The sequence below is a fragment of the Pseudoxanthomonas sp. YR558 genome, from assembly GCF_900116385.1.
Taxonomy (GTDB): Bacteria; Pseudomonadota; Gammaproteobacteria; order Xanthomonadales; family Xanthomonadaceae; genus Pseudoxanthomonas_A.
This window is the reverse complement of sequence record NZ_FPCI01000001.1, coordinates 278,544-296,212: the sequence shown is the minus strand read 5'-3', so window position 1 is coordinate 296,212 and position 17,669 is coordinate 278,544. Positions and strand designations below refer to the sequence as shown.

Annotated in this window: 17 protein-coding genes; 3 read left to right on the top strand and 14 right to left on the bottom strand. The window is 66.3% G+C overall.

Translation table 11 applies throughout. The features are described from left to right. Positions 1-6: 6 nt before the first annotated feature. Together guaB and folD are read right to left on the bottom strand one after the other, a co-directional pair. Positions 7-1,464 carry an IMP dehydrogenase gene (gene guaB / locus BM365_RS01315; protein ID WP_056878680.1) on the bottom strand — a complete coding sequence of 486 codons (1,458 nt, stop codon included), beginning with the start codon at positions 1,462-1,464 and terminating at the stop codon, positions 7-9. A 119-nt stretch (positions 1,465-1,583) separates the two neighbouring features. Then, the gene (folD, locus tag BM365_RS01310; protein ID WP_175502024.1) at positions 1,584-2,441 is read right to left on the bottom strand and encodes a bifunctional methylenetetrahydrofolate dehydrogenase/methenyltetrahydrofolate cyclohydrolase FolD; all 858 of its coding nucleotides are present in this window, start codon (positions 2,439-2,441) and stop codon (positions 1,584-1,586) included. Between the two features lie 151 nt (positions 2,442-2,592). On the opposite strand from folD, the gene BM365_RS01305 reads away from it, so the two are divergent. Continuing rightward, positions 2,593-2,889, top strand: a complete 297-nt coding sequence (locus tag BM365_RS01305; protein WP_093489359.1) for a DUF1244 domain-containing protein — start codon at positions 2,593-2,595, stop codon at positions 2,887-2,889. Between the two features lie 10 nt (positions 2,890-2,899). Next, complete coding sequence (locus tag BM365_RS01300; protein WP_093485898.1) at positions 2,900-3,673, top strand: alpha/beta hydrolase; 774 nt, start codon at positions 2,900-2,902, stop codon at positions 3,671-3,673. Positions 3,674-3,682: 9 nt separating this feature from the next. Here BM365_RS01300 and BM365_RS01295 read toward each other — a convergent pair whose 3' ends face one another. From BM365_RS01295 to BM365_RS01280, 4 genes are all read right to left on the bottom strand, one after another. Next, entirely contained in the window at positions 3,683-5,524 is a 1,842-nt protein-coding gene (locus BM365_RS01295) for a monovalent cation:proton antiporter-2 (CPA2) family protein (protein WP_093485896.1), read from the bottom strand. 37 nt (positions 5,525-5,561) lie between these two features. Beyond that, on the bottom strand, positions 5,562-6,746 hold the full coding sequence (locus BM365_RS01290) for a low temperature requirement protein A (RefSeq protein WP_233210789.1): 1,185 nt from the start codon (positions 6,744-6,746) through the stop codon (positions 5,562-5,564). A 28-nt stretch (positions 6,747-6,774) separates the two neighbouring features. Further along, complete coding sequence (locus BM365_RS01285; RefSeq protein WP_093485892.1) at positions 6,775-7,026, bottom strand: hypothetical protein; 252 nt, start codon at positions 7,024-7,026, stop codon at positions 6,775-6,777. Between the two features lie 88 nt (positions 7,027-7,114). Then, positions 7,115-7,888 carry an SDR family oxidoreductase gene (locus BM365_RS01280; RefSeq protein WP_093485890.1) on the bottom strand — a complete coding sequence of 258 codons (774 nt, stop codon included), beginning with the start codon at positions 7,886-7,888 and terminating at the stop codon, positions 7,115-7,117. A 182-nt stretch (positions 7,889-8,070) separates the two neighbouring features. On the opposite strand from BM365_RS01280, the gene BM365_RS01275 reads away from it, so the two are divergent. Further along, positions 8,071-8,955, top strand: coding sequence for a helix-turn-helix transcriptional regulator (locus BM365_RS01275; protein WP_158253466.1), 885 nt, complete (start codon positions 8,071-8,073; stop codon positions 8,953-8,955). Here BM365_RS01275 and moeB read toward each other — a convergent pair whose 3' ends face one another. The 8 genes from moeB to rlmN form a co-directional block, all read right to left on the bottom strand. Then, on the bottom strand, positions 8,956-10,092 hold the full coding sequence (moeB, locus tag BM365_RS01270) for a molybdopterin-synthase adenylyltransferase MoeB (RefSeq protein WP_093485886.1): 1,137 nt from the start codon (positions 10,090-10,092) through the stop codon (positions 8,956-8,958). A 62-nt stretch (positions 10,093-10,154) separates the two neighbouring features. Continuing rightward, the gene (glp, locus tag BM365_RS01265) at positions 10,155-11,372 is read right to left on the bottom strand and encodes a molybdopterin molybdotransferase MoeA (protein ID WP_093485884.1); all 1,218 of its coding nucleotides are present in this window, start codon (positions 11,370-11,372) and stop codon (positions 10,155-10,157) included. After that, positions 11,369-12,769 (bottom strand): ribosome biogenesis GTPase Der, encoded by a 1,401-nt coding sequence (gene der / locus BM365_RS01260; protein ID WP_093485882.1) that lies wholly within the window; start codon positions 12,767-12,769, stop codon positions 11,369-11,371. The genes glp and der overlap by 4 nt, the downstream gene beginning before the upstream one ends. A gap of 183 nt (positions 12,770-12,952) precedes the next feature. Then, positions 12,953-14,116: an outer membrane protein assembly factor BamB gene (bamB, locus tag BM365_RS01255; RefSeq protein WP_093485880.1), complete on the bottom strand. Its 1,164-nt coding sequence runs from the start codon at positions 14,114-14,116 to the stop codon at positions 12,953-12,955. A 20-nt stretch (positions 14,117-14,136) separates the two neighbouring features. After that, positions 14,137-14,772, bottom strand: coding sequence for a YfgM family protein (locus BM365_RS01250; protein WP_093485878.1), 636 nt, complete (start codon positions 14,770-14,772; stop codon positions 14,137-14,139). Between the two features lie 60 nt (positions 14,773-14,832). After that, positions 14,833-15,642 (bottom strand): RodZ domain-containing protein, encoded by an 810-nt coding sequence (locus BM365_RS01245; protein WP_093485876.1) that lies wholly within the window; start codon positions 15,640-15,642, stop codon positions 14,833-14,835. Then, complete coding sequence (gene pilW / locus BM365_RS01240) at positions 15,639-16,454, bottom strand: type IV pilus biogenesis/stability protein PilW (RefSeq protein WP_093485874.1); 816 nt, start codon at positions 16,452-16,454, stop codon at positions 15,639-15,641. The genes BM365_RS01245 and pilW overlap by 4 nt, the downstream gene beginning before the upstream one ends. Continuing rightward, on the bottom strand, positions 16,444-17,667 hold the full coding sequence (rlmN, locus tag BM365_RS01235; protein WP_093485872.1) for a dual-specificity RNA methyltransferase RlmN: 1,224 nt from the start codon (positions 17,665-17,667) through the stop codon (positions 16,444-16,446). Before rlmN ends, pilW begins: the two co-directional genes overlap by 11 nt. Between the last annotated feature and the right edge of the window lie 2 nt (positions 17,668-17,669).

Genomic DNA, 17,669 nt, shown 5'->3' with positions numbered 1-17,669 from the left:
CAACGATCAGCCCATCCGGTAATTCGGTGGCTCTTTGGTGATCTGCACGTCGTGCACGTGGCTTTCGCGTTGGCCGGCGCCCGTGATGACCACGAACTTCGGCTTGCTGCGCATGTCCTCGATGGTCGCGCAGCCCACGTAGCCCATGGTGGCGCGCAGGCCGCCGACGAGCTGGTGGATGATGCCGCCGACCGAACCACGGTACGGCACGCGGCCCTCGATGCCTTCCGGCACGAGCTTGTCGGCGTCGCTGGCGTCCTGGAAGTAGCGGTCCTTCGACCCCTTCTCCATCGCACCCAGGCTGCCCATGCCGCGGTAGCTCTTGTAGCTCCGACCCTGGAACAGTTCGACTTCGCCCGGCGCTTCCTCAGTGCCCGCGAACAGGCCACCGATCATCACCGTCGACGCACCGGCGGCGATCGCCTTGCCGATGTCGCCCGAATAGCGGATGCCGCCGTCGGCGATCAGCGGAATGCGGTCCTGCAGCGCTTCGGCGACCATGTCGATCGCGGTGATCTGCGGCACGCCCACGCCGGCCACCATGCGGGTGGTGCAGATCGAACCCGGGCCTACGCCGACCTTCACCGCGTCGGCGCCGGCGTCCATCAATGCGAGGGCAGCGTCGCCGGTCACGATGTTGCCGCCGATGACCTGCAGCTGCGGGAAGCGCTTCTTTACCCAGCTGACGCGATCCAGCACGCCCTGCGAATGGCCGTGCGCGGTGTCGACGATGATGACGTCCACGCCCGCGGCCACCAGCGCTTCGATGCGCTGGTCGGTATCGCCGCCCACGCCCACCGCAGCGCCGACGACCAAGCGGCTGGCGCTGTCCTTGGCGGCGTTGGGATTGTCGGTCTTCTTCTGGATGTCCTTGACGGTGATCAGCCCGCGCAGGTCGAAGGCGTCGTTGACCACCAGCACCTTCTCGATGCGGTGCTTGTGCAGCAACTGCAGCACTTCGCCGTCGCTGGCGCCTTCGCGCACGGTGATCAGGCGATCCTTCTTGGTCATGATGTGGCGGACCGGATCGTCGAGCTTCGTTTCGAAGCGCATGTCGCGGCTGGTGACGATGCCGACCAGCTGGCCGCCGTCCACCACCGGCACTCCGGAGATGTTGCGGGCGCGGGTGAGCTTGAGCACCTCGGCGATGGTCGTTTCGGGCCCGACCGTGAAGGGCTCTTTGATGACGCCGGCCTCGAACTTCTTGACCTTGGCCACTTCGGCGGCCTGCTGCTCGACGGTCAGGTTCTTGTGCAGGATGCCGATGCCGCCCAACTGGGCCATGGCGATGGCCAGGCGGGCCTCGGTGACCGTATCCATGGCGGCCGAGACGATCGGCAGCTTCAGCCGCAGGTCGCGCGTCAGGCGCGTCTCCAGGCTGACATCCTTGGGCAGGACGGTGGAATGGGCGGGGACGAGGGAGACGTCGTCGTACGTCAGTGCTTCAGCCTGGATGCGCAGCATCGGCGGGCCCGGATAGTTGGGGAAGCGCGATATTGTACCGCACAACGGCGCCCGATGGCCTGCGTCGGACGGTCGCGGATGGAACGGCCCGGTACCGTGGCCGCAACGCTGGGAGCGCCTCAGGCGCCCGCTTCGGCCGCTTCGAGGGTGTTCTGCATCAGCGTGGCCACGGTCATGGGCCCCACGCCGCCCGGGACCGGGGTAATCCAACTGGCCCGCTGTGCGGCCGCGTCGAAGCCGACATCGCCGACCAGTCGGCCGTCTTCCAGCCGATTGATGCCGACATCGATCACCACGGCGCCCGGCTTGACCCACTCGCCCGGGATCAGGCCCGGCTTGCCCGCCGCCACCACCAGGATGTCGGCGTCCCCCACCCGGGCCTGCAGCACCTCGCGGGGGGTGAACTTGTGGCAGCTGGTCACGGTGCAGCCCGCGATCAGCAGTTCCAGCGCCATCGGGCGACCCACATGGTTGCTGACGCCCACGATGGTGGCGTTGCGGCCGCGGACCGGCTGGTCGGTGTAGCCGAGCAAGGTGGTGATGCCGCGTGGCGTGCACGGGCGCAGGCCGAACTGGCGCAGCGCCAGATGGCCGACATTGGCCGGATGGAACCCGTCCACGTCCTTGCGCGGGTCGATGCGCTCGATCAGGCGGGTCGCGTCCGGAATGCCGGGCAGCGGCAGCTGGATGAGGATGCCGTGGATCTTGGGGTCGGCATTCAACTGGTCGATCAGGGCCAGCAATTGCGCCTCTGACGTGCCGGCCGGCAGGTCGTAGTCGAACGCCTCGATGCCGACCTTCTCGGCCGCGCGGCGCTTGTTGCGCACGTACACGGTCGAGGCCGGATCGCCGCCCACCAGCACCACAGCCAGGCCAGGCCGCGTCAAGCCGCCCACGACGCGCGCGTCTACCCGGACCTTGAGTTCGTCCAGCAGGTTCTCGGCGATGCGGCGGCCGTCCAGGATTCGGGCAGTCATGGGAACGTGGGGTGTAGAGTCGGCGCGTATTGTCCCCGATTCCGGCATGGGTGTCTGTGGAAACCGCGCCATGCGCGCGCCGGACGCCGTTTCGAACACCGGTTTCGCGACCGACATCGCGCCCACCTGCACAGCCCTGGACCCACGACCGATGACCGATACCACCGCCCTGGAAGCCGCCGCCTTCCGTCGCCTCCTCCGGCACCTCAACGAGGACCGCACCGATGTGCAGAACATCGACCTGATGATCCTCGCGGGTTTCTGCCGCAATTGCCTCGCGGATTGGTACCGCGAGGCCGCCGACGCCGCAGGCGTGGCGATGGACAAGGAGCAGGCCCGCGAGCACGTCTACGGCATGCCTTTCGCCGACTGGAAAGCGCGCCACCAGCGCGAAGCGACTCCCGAGCAACTGGCTGCATTCAAGGCCGCCCAGGAGCGGCATGGGTAGGCCACAGCGGATGCTGGCCTGGGCCGCGGCCGCCCTCCTCGCCACCTACATCGCGATGTGCGCCCTGCTCTACCTGCAGCAGCGGCGACTGATCTATTTCCCGCAGTTCACCCAGGTGGACGCGGCGCAGACGGATTTCGCGCTGCCGCGGCCCGGGGCGACGTTGCGGGGCTGGGTCGTGAATCCCGGTCAACGCGACGCCGTGCTGTACTTCGGCGGCAACGCGGAATCCGTGGACGCCAACCGCGAGGCATTCACCCGTGCGTTGCCCGCGCACACGGTCTACCTGGTGGCGTATCGCGGCTATGGCGCCAGCGACGGTGAACCGACGGAGGCCGATCTGCTCGCCGACGCGCTCGCCCTGCACGATAAGGTCGCCAGACGCCATCCCGCAGGTGAGGTCGATGTGATCGGACGGAGCCTCGGCAGTGGCGTAGCCAGCTACGTTGCGTCCGAACGCAAGGTGCCGGCGTTGGTACTCGTGACGCCGTTCGACAGCCTAGCCGCCGTCGCACAGGCGCATTACCCGATGTTTCCCGTCCGGTTGCTGCTCAAGGACCGCTACGACTCGCACGCGCGCCTTCCCCATCATCAGGGAAGGCTGCTGGTCCTACGGGCAGGCCGCGACGCGGTCGTACCACCTCCGCATACCGACCGGCTGCTCGATGCCTTTCCGGGGCGCGCTGACGTGGTCGACTTTCCCGCCGCCGGCCATGACGATCTGTCGCTGGACCCGGCTTACGAGGCGGCGCTCACGACCTTCCTTGAACCCCGCACCCACTGAGCGGGCCGACTATTCCTCTTCTTCCTCGCCGATGATCTCGGCGGCTTCCTCGTTGAGCGCCTTCGCTTCGCGCTTGGGCTTGGTGAACGGCGTTGGCGTGGGTTTGGTGTGCTTCGCGTTGCCATACAGCGCCGGGATGCCGGAGCGAAGGTCGCCACCGGCGATCTCGAGCTCCAGGCGTTCGGCATCGCGCCGACGGATTTCCAGCGCGATGGTATCGGCATCCTCGCGCGAGATGCCGACGCTCATCAGCGCCGCCTTGCCGAACTCCACCGCGGACTCGAACGTCTCGCGGATCTGGTAGTCGACGCCTGCGCCGATCAGCGCCAACGAATGCTCGCGGTCGAACGAGCGCACCAGCACCTGGGCCTGCGGGAACTCATGCTTGACCAGTTCCACGATGCGGCTCGCCGCGTCCTTGTCGTCGATGCAGATCGCGATCGACTGCGCCGTCTGCGCACCGCAGGCGCGCAGCACGTCCAGCCGTGTGCCGTCGCCATAATAGATCTTGAAGCCGAACTCCTCGGCACTGCGGATCATCTCGATGTCGGTATCGATGATGGTCACGTCCACGTCGCGCGCCAACAGCGATTGGCTCATCACCTGGCCGAAGCGCCCGAAGCCGATGATCAGCACGCTGCCGGAGAGGCCCTTGGCTTCCTCGATGCCTTCCATCGATGGGGCATCGGGGTGGGTGAAGCGGCGCAGCAGCAGCACGAACAGCGGCGTCAGCGCCATCGACAGCACCACGATGGCGGTCAGGTTGGCATTGACGGTCGCATCGATGATCCCGGCCGCGGCCGCAGCGGCGAACAACACAAAGGCGAACTCACCACCTTGCGCCATCAGCACCGCGCGATCCAGGGCCTCAGCATGCGGACTGCGCGTCACCCGCGCGACGACGTAGATGCAGGCCGCCTTGACCACCATCATCGCCAGCACCGCGCTGACGATCAGCGGCCAGTTGCTCGCCACCACGCCCAGGTCCAGCGCCATGCCTACGCCGAGGAAGAACAGGCCCAGCAGGATGCCGCGGAACGGCTCGATGTCGGCTTCGATCTGGTGACGGAACGTCGATTCCGACAGCAGCACGCCCGCCAGGAATGCACCCATCGCCATCGACAGGCCACCCAACTGCATCAGCAGCGCGGCGCCCAGCACGACCAGCAACGCCGCCGCCGTCATCACTTCGCGTGCCTTGGCCGCTGCCAGCACGCGGAACAAGGGATTGAGCAGCCAGATGCCCGCGGCGATCAGGCCGGCCAGCGACGCCACCCCGATGCCGATCGCCAACCAGCGCGAGCCTTCTTCCGGCTGCACGACCTGTGGGGACATGAAAGCCACCAGCACCAGCAACGGCACGATCAGCAGGTCTTCGAACAACAGGATCGAGACCACCTTCTGCCCATGCGGCAGCGCGACGTCGCCCCGCTCGGCGAGCAGTTGCATCACCACCGCCGTGGACGTCAGCACGAACCCCATGCCGCCGATGAAGGAGACAGCCAGCGGGTAACCGAACGCGAGGCCCACGCCTGTCAGCAGCACCGTGCACACCGTGATCTGCAGCGCGCCCAGGCCGAAGATCTGCTTGCGCAGGCTCCACAGGTGGCTGGGTCGCATCTCCAGGCCGATGACGAACAGGAACATCACCACGCCCAGTTCGGCGACGTGCAGGATGGATTGCGGATCGTTGAACCATTTCAGGCCGAACGGACCGATCGCGAGGCCGGCAGCCAGATAACCCAGCACCGAGCCCAAGCCCAGGCGCCGGAAGATCGGCACCGTCACCACCGCCGCCCCCAGCAGGGCGACGACACTCACCAGTTGGCTGGCACCCGATTCTGCACTCATGCCGCGAGTCTACCGGATGTCGCCCGGCGCGCATGTCTCAGCCGTGCTGCATGGACGAGGCGCGATCTCCGCTGCGGCGGTAGTACGCACCCCACACCGTGACCAGCACCAGCACGGCGGTGGTCGATGCTCCCGCCGCCAACAGAGTGATCCGCGGCAACAACGGCCACGCAGCGACCAGCGCGGCCATACCCAATAGGTGCGATAACGGGAAGCGGCCATAGACGACGCGCTTGAACAGCGCGTTGCCGAACAGATAGACCAGCGGCCCGCCAATCAGTACGGCAGCGTACTTCGGCGACACCGGATCGAGCGGGTGCGCCACCACCAGGTCATCTGCCACCGCACTGGCGATGACACCGGCGATCAACAGCACATGGACGTAGTGGAAATACGCACCGAGGCGCCCAGGATCGTCCGAGTGCTCGATCACGTGGGCGGCGTCGCCACTGGAGGTATCGAAGTACATCCACCACATCGCCACGCAGCCGACGAATGAGACGCCGAATGCGACCCACACGGCGAGCCCGGGATGGTGCGCGTGCGCGAACGAAGCACCGGTCGCCAGTACCGATTCACCCAGCGCGATGATGACGAACAACTGGCAGCGCTCGGCTAGATGGCCACCGTCGATGGTCCAGTCCGAGGTCCGGGAGCGTCCCAGTCCTGGCACGGGAAATCCCGCCATCGGCGATGCGTATTCGCAGGCGACCGCCAACAGCCACAGCGTCAGGCGTGTGGTGCCTTCGTTGAGTCCCCCGGCGATCCAGAAGGCGGACGAGACCAGCACCCAGCACAGGATCCGCAGGAAATTGGGCGTCAACGCATGGCCGCGACCGAGACTGGCCAGCACGAACAACGTACGCCCGACCTGGATGGCGACGAAGCTGATCGCGAACAACAGCCCACGCTCGCCGAACGCCTCGGGAATGGCAGCCGACACCAGCAACGCCAAGCCCATCAACACCATCAGCATGGTGCGGATGACAAGATGCTCTGGATTGAACCAGTTGCTCACCCAGGCGGTGTACTGCCACCCCAGCCAGACCGCGAACCACAGCGTCGCAGTCTGCAGCACGCCCAACGGCGTGAGGTGCTCGAGCAAATGATGGGACAGCTGGGTAACGGCGAAGACGTAGACCAGATCGAAGAACAACTCGATGTTGGCGACTTTCGCCGGCTGCCCCGGCGTGCGCAGCAGGGGGTGGATGCGTGCGTTCAAGGAGATTGTTCCGTGCTCGAACAGGGCGTCAGCGCGCCCGGGCCTTGTACGCCAGCAACCATCCGGTCGCCACCGGTATCGCGAAGATCAGCAGCTGGATCGGCAGCTCCTCCTGCAGCGAGTAGCCATGGGACATGCCCGTACGCAGGTTCCACACCACCGCGGCCAGCCATCCGATGGTAAACAGCGCCGCCACGAGGCGGCGCCTCGCAGTGCCCGCCGACCACATGGCGATCCCCACGACTACCAGCCCGACAACGATGAAGATCAGGGTCCGCATGGTGGTTGCTCTAAAGGTCGGGCACGTTCGCCCAAGGTAGCGCAAAGGTGGCCAGGGTGTGGAGGGGCGGCAGGCCCCTCCCCTGCCCTTACTTGGTGGTGTAACCGCCATTGATGAGGATCGTCTGCCCGGTGATCCACCAGCCGTCGCTCACCAAGTGACGGATGAAGGGCACCACGTCCTGGATGTCGGTCAGTCCCGTCTTGCTGAAGGGCGACAGCGCTGCGGCGGTCTTGTGGTAGGCCACCGCGTCCTGCCCTTCGGCCGGATAGAAGAACGACGTGTCCATCGGACCGGGGCCGATCGCCGTCACCGAGATACCGCGCGCGCCGAACTCCTTCGCCGCCGCGCGGGTGAAATGCTCCACGGGCGCCTTGGTGCCCGCATACGACGCATAGAACGGCGTGAACGCGCCCAGCAGCGAGGTCACCAAGGTGACGATCTTGCCGTTGTCGTTGACGTGTCGACCGGCTTCCTTGAGGAAGAAGAACGCGGCCTTGGCGTTCACCGCGGTCATCTCGTCGTACTCGGCTTCACTGATATCGGTGATGGGCTTCTTCAAGACCTTACCCACCGTATTGATGGCGATGTCGGGCCGGCCGACCATCGCGACGGTATCGGCGAAGAGGCGCTCGACGCCGCCCGCCGTGGTCAGGTCGCCCTGCAATGCGACGGCACGGGCGCCGGCGTCGCGGATCGCGGCGACGGTCTTCTCCGCATCGGCATGAGTCGCGTCGCTGTTGTAGTGGATGGCGACGGCGGCAGCGCCTTGATGCGCGAGATCGCGCGCGATCAGGCCGCCGAGGTTCTTGGCGCCACCGGCGATCAGGGCGACTTTGCCCTGGATGGAATGATCGGTCATGGGAATGCTCCTGGCAGGGGACGGAACTCACTGCGACGCCCGTATCGACGGAACGGTGGGCAGACGCGGCGAGGCGCGTCTAAGATGCGGCGGAAGCGCAACGGCGGGCTTTCACGATGTCCCATCCGCTATCAAATTCTCCGGCCTCAACTCACATTAGTGAGCCGCATGACGCCAACGCGGTGGGCCGCGATCAGGCACTCGGCCAAGCGCCGCAGTACCGGGTGCTGGCCCAAGCGCATTGGTCCGGCGTGGAACTGCTGCTCTGCAAGGAAGACATCCGGCAGCGCACGCTGTGGGCCATCGATGAACCGCGACACACGGTCATCGTCCATCTCGGTGGCACGATGCGCGAACTCGACACCGAGATCGACGGCGTCGGCGCCACGCACACTCCGCCGTCCCCCGGCGACATCTGGCTGGTTCCTGCAGGAAAACGCTACGCCAGCCAGGCATCGGGACAAGTCATCACCTATGCCGAACTGCGGGTCTCACCGACAGCGGACGTGGACGTGGGCATGGATCGTCGCGCGCCCATCGACGGCTTGATGCCCCGCTTGGGTCATCGCGACGAATTCCTTCACTACAGCGTCGCGCACCTGGGACGCCTCAGCCAGCAGGATGACGATCTGTCGACGATGATGGCCGAGCGTCTGCAACTGCTGCTACGCCAGCACCTATACGACGGCTACCGGCTTCCTGCAATGCCGCTGACCGCGCCCACCTCGCTGTCCGGCCAGAGCGCACGAGAGTTGAGCGATTACATCGAAAGCGCGTTGGGGCGGCGGATCGCGCTGGCCGAACTCGCTGCGCTCGTCAGCATGAGCGTGCACCAGTTGCTGATCGCGTTCCGTCGCACGTTCGGCACCACGCCGGCGCAATACATCCTCGCGCAACGGTTGCGTCGGGCACGTTGGTATCTGCTCAACCGCAACGACGACATCACCGACATCGCCCTCGCCTGCGGCTTCGCCAGCCACAGTCACCTCAGCGCCGCGTTCAAGCGGGATACCGGCATCACGCCACGCCAGTTCCGCGACGGTTTACGGATGCGTCCGCTGGACTGATCAGCCGACGCGGCAGAAGGCCGCGTAGTCGATATAGCCCGGGAAATCCTTGCCGGCCGCACACACCGGGCACTCCGGGTCATGGCGCAGGCGTGTTTCGCGGAAGCGCATCGACAACGCGTCGAACTGCAGCAGGCGCCCTGCCAACGAGTCGCCGATACCGAGCAGGAGCTTTACGACCTCCGTGGCCTGCAACAGCCCGATGACGCCGGGCAGCACACCAAGGACGCCAGCCTCCGCACAATTGGGCGCGAACTCAGGCGGCGGCGGCTCCGGGAACAGGCAGCGATAACAAGGGAGTACGCCGCGATGGCGCCCCGCATCGAACACGCTCACCTGCCCTTCGAATCGCTGCACCGCGCCGTATACCAGCGGGATCCCGAGCTTCACGCAGGCGTCGTTGAGCAGATAACGGACGGGGAAGTTGTCCGCACCGTCCAGCACCACGTCCACGCCTTCGAGCAGGCGTTCGACGTTCCCGGCGATGACGCGCGCCTGCACGGCCTCGACCTGCGTGCGTGGGTTGAGCGCGCTGAGCGTCGCCTGTGCCGAGGCCACCTTCGGCTCGCCGATACGCGCCTCGGTATGCAGGATCTGTCGCTGCAGGTTGCTGCGATCCACCACGTCGTCGTCCGCCAACCGCAGATGGCCGACGCCCGCCGCCGCCAGATAGAACGCGGCCGGCGAACCGAGCCCACCAGCGCCGATCATCAGCACCCGCGAGCGTTCGAGCCGCTGCTGGCCTTCGACGCCGACCTCGGGCAACAGCAGGTGCCGCGAGTAGCGTTCGTTGAAGTCCATCGCATCGGCCGGCAGTTCGGGTCGCACCAGCGGACGCCCTTCCTCCTGCCAGCGCGATGTACCGCCGGTCACAGAGGCCAATCGCGTGTAGCCGGCCGTTTCGAGCGCGCGCGCTGCATCCAGTGAGCGCCCGCCCTTCTGGCAGATCAGCACCACGGCGGTCTCGATTTGCGGCACGTGCAGCGCCGGAGACGCCAGCAGGTCCGCCTTGGCGATGCCGCGCGCGCCAGCCGCTTGTCCGCTCGCGCGTTCGTGGCCTTCGCGTACGTCGATGAAGACGGCGCCTTCAGCCAGCCATTGGGCGACGTCGGCGGGGGTGATTTCCTGGATCGGCATGCGGGGATTATCACGCACTGCATGGGTGCCGGCCGCGCCCCCGGTGGAACGCGGTGTCGCCGTCAGTAGGGCAGCACGTCGACGATGTCGCCTTCGGCGTAGTCGCGCGGGCCTTCCGGCAGCACGATCAGGGCGTTGCTATCGGCGGCCGCACGCAACTGGTGCGAGGCGTCGGCCGCGTTCGGCACGACCCGCAAGCCGCCCGCGCCATCGGGCGCCAGCTGGCCCCGAAGGAATTCGAGTCGGGCATGTTCCTTGTGCCAAGCAGCCCCCATCCGTGCCTGCCATGCGGGGCGCGGATCGTCCCTACCCTGCAGGCCATCGAGCAGGGCACGACCCAGGGTCAGGAAGGTAGCGAGGGTCGACACCGGATTGCCCGGCAGGCACAGGAACAGCGCGCGATCCCATTGCCCGAACAGCACCGGCATGCCCGGCTTCATGCGCACCTTCCAGAACACGATGCGACCGTGGGCGTCCAGCAGGCCGGGAAGATGATCCTTCTGCCCCGCCGACACGCCGCCACTGGTGATGACGACATCGAATGCGGACGCGGCGTCGGCCAGCATGACCTGCATGCGTTCCGGATCGTCGGGCAGCGTAGGCCACGCAGTGGGCTCCAGGCCTTCTGCGCGCAGCAGCCCCATCAAGAGGTCGCGGTTGCTGTTGTAGACCTGTCCGGGCCGCAGCGGCATCCCGGGCTCCACCAGTTCGTCGCCCGTCGTGAAGACCGCCACCGTCGGCCGTTTTGCGACCGTCAGCGATGCCAAGCCCAACGCAGCCGCCAATCCGATCCGCACGGGCGTCAGCACTTGACCCGCGCGCAGCACCTGGGTGCCCGCCAGGACATCCTCGCCGATGCAGCGTACGTCTGCGCCGGCAAGCAGCCCGGCCGGCACTTCGATGCCCCCATCGCGCTCAGCGACGTCTTCCCGGATCGCGACCGTATCGGTGCCTTCGGGCAGCGGCGCGCCCGTGGTGATGCGGACGCATTCGCCCCGGCCTACGCGAAGTTCGCGCGCGACCCCTGCGTACTGCTCACCAACCAATCTCAGCCAGGTTGGGCCGTCATCCCGAAGGCTCGCATGCGCGAACGCCACGCCGTCCATCCGGCTGTTGTCGAACGACGGCAGGTCGATCGGTGCGCGGACCGCATCGGCCAGCACGCGGCCGCCGGCGCGGTTGAACGCCAGGGGCTCGGTTTCGGTGCGGTGCGAGAGCGCCGTCTCCCGGATCAGCGCGATGGCTTCATCGACGGCGATGCGGGAGGGGTACGCGGTCACTTGCTGCGCTTGACGTGCCGGATCAGGCGACGCTTCTTGGCGATCTGCTTCTCGGTCAGCACGTTCTTCTTCCCCTCGTAGGGGTTAGCGCCTTCGCGGAAGATGAAACGCACCGGCGTACCGACCAGCTTGAAGCGCTTGCGGAAGAAGTTCTCCAGATAGCGCTTATAAGATTCCGGCAGCACCTTCAGGCGCGTGCCGTGCACGATGAAGGTTGGCGGATTGGCGCCGCCCGGATGCACATAACGCAACTTCGAGACATGGCCGCGGATGCTCGGCGGCGGATTGGTCTCGTACGCGATCTCCAGCGCCTTGTTGACCTCGCTGGTGCCGAATTCCTTCGTCGCCGAGGCATGAGCGCGGTGGATCGCCTTGAACAGTTCACGCAGACCCGAGCCATGAAGTGCGGAAATGCGCACGGCTTCCGCCCACTCGACGAAGCCGAGCTTGCGGGCCAATAGTGCTTCGGCCTGCTCGCGCTGGTAGGCGGTCAGGCCATCCCACTTGTTGATCGCCACCACGAGCGCGCGACCGGCATCCAGCACGGCGCCCAGCACGGTGGCGTCCTGGTCGGTAACGCCTTCGGTGGCATCCAACAACAGCACGGCGACTTGGCATTGCTCGATCGCCTGCAGCGTCTTGACCACGCTGAACTTCTCGACCGCTTCCTCCACCTTGCCCTTGCGGCGCAGGCCGGCGGTGTCGATCAGGCGGTACTGGCGGCCATCCCGCTCCATGTCGACGGCGATCGAATCGCGCGTCGTGCCCGGCACCTCGGACGCGATCATGCGCTCTTCGCCAAGCAGGCGGTTCACCAGCGTGGACTTGCCCACGTTCGGTCGGCCGACAAAGGCCACGCGCATGCGGTCAGGATCATTGTCCAGCTCGGCGGCCGCACCCTCTTCCGGCAGTCGCTGATGCACCTCTTCCAGCAGGTCGTCGATGCCCTGGCGATGCGAGGCTGAGATTGTCGTGACATCGGAAAAGCCATAGCGGGCGAAGTCCGCCAGGGCCGTGGATTCGTTGATGCCGTCGATCTTGTTGATCACCAACAAGGTCGGGCGCGCGGTCTTGCGCAGCCAGGCGAGGATTTCGTCGTCCAAGGCGGACGGACCTTCGCGTCCGTCGACGATGAACAGCACGAGATCCGCCTCTTCGGCGGCCGCGCGTGCCTGGCGTGCCGTGGCACCCGCCAGACCCTCCTCTTCGCCGGCGATACCGCCCGTGTCCACGACCAGGAACGGCGCCTCCTCGTCCAAGCGGCAGACGCCGTAATTGCGGTCACGGGTCACGCCCGGCTGGTCGTGCACCAGCGCATCACGACTGCGGGTCAGCGCATTGAACAGGGTGGACTTGCCGACGTTGGGACGACCGACCAGGGCTACGAGGGGCAACATGAAGAGGCAACCAGATAAATAAGAGCGGGGCCGGCACGAGGCTGCCGGGGCCGCCGGGGGCACGCGAAGCCGTGCGGCAAGGGCGCGCCATGGTATCGGAATTGGGCCCCGCCCGCGAAAAAGGGCCGACGAAGCGGCCCTTTTCGGTCCAGACGGGCGCGAATCGCCGCGCCCGCAGGATGCTTACTTGAAACCGAAGGCCGTGAGGCCGCCTTCAACGTCCTGGACAACCAGGATCCCGTCGGCCACGACCGGCTTGCCCCGGATCGCCTTGCCGCCCACGCGGGCGCGCCCGACGATATCGCCGTTGTCGGTTTTCAGCCAATGCAGGTAGCCATCGTAGTCGCCGACCACGGCGTAATCGCCATGGATCGTCGGAGCAGTCAGCGAGCGACGCGCCAACGTGGTGTTGGACCACAGAGAGCCACCGCTGTACTTATCCAGCGCCCAAACGGTGCCTGCCGGATCCGACACCAGCACTGCGCTGCTCGTCACCGCAAGACCGCCCGCGCCACCGCTCTCACGCTTCCACAGCGGACGGCCAGACGGGCCCTCGATGGCGATGGTTTCCTTCTTGAAGCTCGTCGCGAACACCGTGGTGCCTTCCAGCACAGGCGCGCCGTCCACGTCGGCCATGCGCTCCAACTCGCTCCGGCCTTCCGGCGTACCGACAGCTTGCGTCCACAGCGGACGACCGTCAGTGGAAGACAGCGCGGTCAGTGTGCCGTCATCGCTCCCCGCGAACAGGACGCCCGGACCCACCACCACCGGCGCATTACCACGCACAGTAAGGCTGGGAAGTTCGTTGCTCCAGAACCAGCGACGCTCGCCCGTCTCGATACTTAGGGCGGAAACGCGGCCATCGTTGGTGCGGACGAACACAAGACCTTGGGCGATCGCGGGCGCGGAAATCACCTCGTTGGGCACCTTGACCTGCCACTTTTCGGCACCGGTGGCGGCATCTAGGGCGATCACCTGCCCGTTCAACGTGCCGACCACGACCAAGCCCTGCCCTGCGCCAGGCCCGCCGGAAAGACGGAGATCCGACTTGTACTGCCACACTTGCTTACCGGTCTGCAGGTCGAAGGCGCGCACGCCGCCTTCCACCGCCGCCGCATACACGCGACCACCGTCGATCGCCGGCGTTTGCTGGAGGCCCAGGCGCTCCTCGCCCTTGCCGGCATTCGCACTCCACAGCTTGGAGACCGCGACACTCGGCGTGATGTCGATCAGTTCCGCGGGCTCGGTAGGCTTTTCGTCTTGCTTGCTGCCAAACCAACCCTTGATGGTGCTGCAGCCGCCGAGGATCAGCACCAGTGCGGTGGCGGCCAGCGCGCGGGTCACCATGGTTTTACGGTAAGAGCGACTCACGCGGCACCCCCGGTCTTGGGCAGCGTACCGCCTGCGTGCACGAGTTTCAGTTCGACGATACGGCGCTGCGGCGAAGCCACGTCCAGCGTGGTCAGGGCGCGCGAGTAGGCGTCTTGGGCTTCCTTGGCCTTGCCGGTCGCGAACAGCGCGTCACCGCGCACCTCGAGGCTCGAAGCATCGTTGGCCTTGTCCAGCAGCTTGAGCGCCTCGTCGTGCTTGCCGCTGTCGATCAACAGTCGGGCCAGACGCAGGTTGACCAGCGGCTGCAACGAAGCATCGGCTGTCAGGCCGCGCAGAGTGGCGATGGCGGCATCACGCTCGCCCGCCTGGACCTGTGCCTTGGCTAACTGCAGGCCGGCGACATCCGCGTAGACCTCGTCTTCCTTGGCCAACGCATCGACCGCGGTCTTTGCCTGCTTCAGATCGTCCTTGGCGAGCCCTTCCACGGCCGCTTGGTAATCCTGGTAGGCCTGTTCCTGCTTGCCCTGCTGGCCGTTCTTCCACCATTGCCAGCCGAAGATCACCGCAAGGCCAAGGGCCACGCCGCCCAGCAGGCCGACGCCGTTGCTCCTCAGCCAGCTGCGGACGCGTTCGCTTTGTTCGTGCTCGTCGAGCAGATCATCAATCGCCATGCGCTCTCTTGCCCCGTCTAAGCGGGGTCTTGGTCTAGGTTGGACAGACCCGTACGCGGGTCAGTCACCGACCGGCGCTAGGGAACCCTCAGAGGATACCGTAAAGCGTGCGACGTTAGCTCGCTGGAACGGGGCCAAATCCACCGTACTCCCCGCTTGCTGAACCTCGACCGCCGTGGCATCGCCCAACTTGACGCGTCCGACTTCGCCCTGCGCATAGCGACGTTCCTCACCGGAACGCACCAGCGCTTGCTCCAGCCTGCGACCATCGGGAGCCGTGATCTCGACCCAGCTGTCGCCCTTGAACGTCAACGACAGCCACGCCGCGCTGCGAGGCATCGGCGTCATGGACGCGACGATGGGCGTCGCCTGCGGGCGGCTCGGTGGCGCGGCGGACGCGCTTCCGCCCGGGGCGTCCGAGGCGGCTTCCGGCACGACGTCGAGCGAGGCCGTTGCGGCAGCCGGCGTTGGGTTGGAGGCCGGCCGCAGCGCCATCCAGATCGGCGTCACGATCACCAGCGTCAGCACCAGGTAAATCGCACGGCGCTTGAAGCTTTCAAAGAAGTACTGCAGTGGCGGGGTATGCCCATGACTGACCAGTTCAGCCGGTGCCGTCACCGCCGTCTCCGCCTGATGCAGGAACGGCTCCACGTCCACCTTGAGCAGGCGTCCGTAGCTGCGTAGCTGGCCGCGAACGAACACAGCCCCCCCGGACTGGTCCCACAGCCCTGCTTCCAGGGCCTGGACCACCTTGACCGGCATCTTCAGCCGTTGGCTGACATCCTGTATCGATAGGCCGGCCTGCTCGCGCGCCGACCGCAGTGCATCGCCGCACCCCTGCGGCATGCCCCCACTTACCGTATCCATCATGGCCCTGCATTTCCCCCGGTTGTGACGTCCCGCGCGTCGGGGAACTCCGCCCGAATGCGCTGAACATATCGACTGGCAGCGGCCTTGTCGCCGAGTCTTTCCTCGATCTGTGATGCGAGTTTCAACACCGCCACGGAAGCGGGCCCCGCAGCCAGCCTCCGCTCAACGAACGCCCGCGCCGCCAGGTACTGCTGGCGACGGAACTCAAGTTCGGCCATCGCCCCAAGTGCCGTGGTGTTGGCCGGATCGCGCGACAGCGCCTTCCGCAAGTCTCCCTCGGCGCGTTCGAGTTGGCCGACCGCCAGCGCGCAATTGCCGGCGTTCGCCTGGGCGACCTCGGGCGTACCGTAGCCGGGCGCCTGTATCGCTCTGTCGAACCAGACCAGCGATTCGGCCGCGAAGCCGTTCGCGCACAACCAAGTACCGTAGTTGTTCTGGGCCGCACCCTGCCGGGGCGCGAGTTCGGCGGCCCGGCGGTAATGCTGGCCGGCCGCTTCGGCCTGACCACGGCGATCCGCGACCACGGCCAACATGGTCACCGCGTCGGCAGAGTCCGGCGCCAGCTTCAAGGCCGCGCGGGCTTCCTTTTCGGCCGTCTCCAGGTCGCCGGCCTGCAGACGCTGCACCGAACGCGCCAGCATCATCTGCACCGATTGGCGACGCTTCACCTCGGGACTGTCCTTGACGGAATAGTCCTGGGACCGCTGTTCGCCATCCTTGCGCTCCATCTTGGAGCGAACGAAGGTGAATCGGCTGCAGGCGGTGGCCAGCAGGAGGGGGATCAGCAGCAGGCAGATCGCCTTATGCCGCATCGTCGATGCCCTGTTCCTGCAATTGGCGGCGGAACTCCGCCTGCCGGCGCGTGCGATCCATGACCTGCCCCTTGAGCTGACCACAGGCGGCATCGATGTCGTCGCCGCGCGTCCGCCGCACCATCGTCAGCACCTGCGCATCGAGGAGCAGCTTCTGGAACGCGCGGATGTCTTCTTCCGGCGCACGTTCGTAACGTGTACCGGGGAATGGGTTGAAGGGAATGAGATTGACCTTGCCCGCATCCTTCAGTTGCGCAGCATTGCTGAACTTGCGCATCAGCTGTGCGAGCTGGCGTGCGTGCTCGGGCTGGTCGTTCACGCCCTTCATCAGCGTGTATTCGAATGTCACCGAGTCGCGCTTCTTGTTAGCGCGCAGGTAGCGCACACAGGACGCCATCAGCTCGGCGATCGGGTACTTCTTGTTGAGCGGCACCAGCTGTTCGCGCAGCGCGTCGTTGGGCGCATGCAGGGAGACAGCCAGCGACACGTCGGTTTCGGTGGACAGACGGTCGATCATCGGCACCAGCCCGGATGTCGACAGCGTGACGCGCTTGCTGGCCAAGCCGTAACCCAGATCGTCGCGCATGATGTTCATCGCACGCACGACGTTGTCGAAATTCAGCAGCGGCTCGCCCATACCCATCATCACCACGTTGGTGAGGCGACGGTTCTGCGCGGGCACGTTGCCCAAGTGGCGTGCCGTCACCCACACCTGGCCGATGATCTCGGCGGTGGTCAGGTTACGGTTGAAGCCCTGCGTGGCAGTCGAGCAGAAGGTGCAGTTCAGGCCACAGCCCACCTGCGACGACACGCAGAGCGTGCCGCGGCTCTTGTCGGGGATATAGACGGTTTCGACGGCATTCTTGCCGTCCACGCCCATGCCCAGCAGCCACTTGTGGGTGCCGTCCGACGATGGCTTGTCGAACACCACCTGCGGCACGACGACCTCGGCATGCTCCTGCAGTTTTGCCCGCAGGTTCTTACCGAGATCGGTCATCTGATCGAAGTCGGTGACGTAGCGATGGTGGATCCACTTCATCACCTGGTGCGCACGAAACTTCTGCTCACCCAGCTTGCCGACGAAAAACTGCTCCAGCCCTTCGCGATCAAGGTCCATCAGGTTCTGCTTCGCAGACACGGGCACGCCGATGGCCACGGACGGTGCGTCCGTGGCCAGTTTCAACTCGATCGGCGGCAGTTCGTGGCTGCTCATCG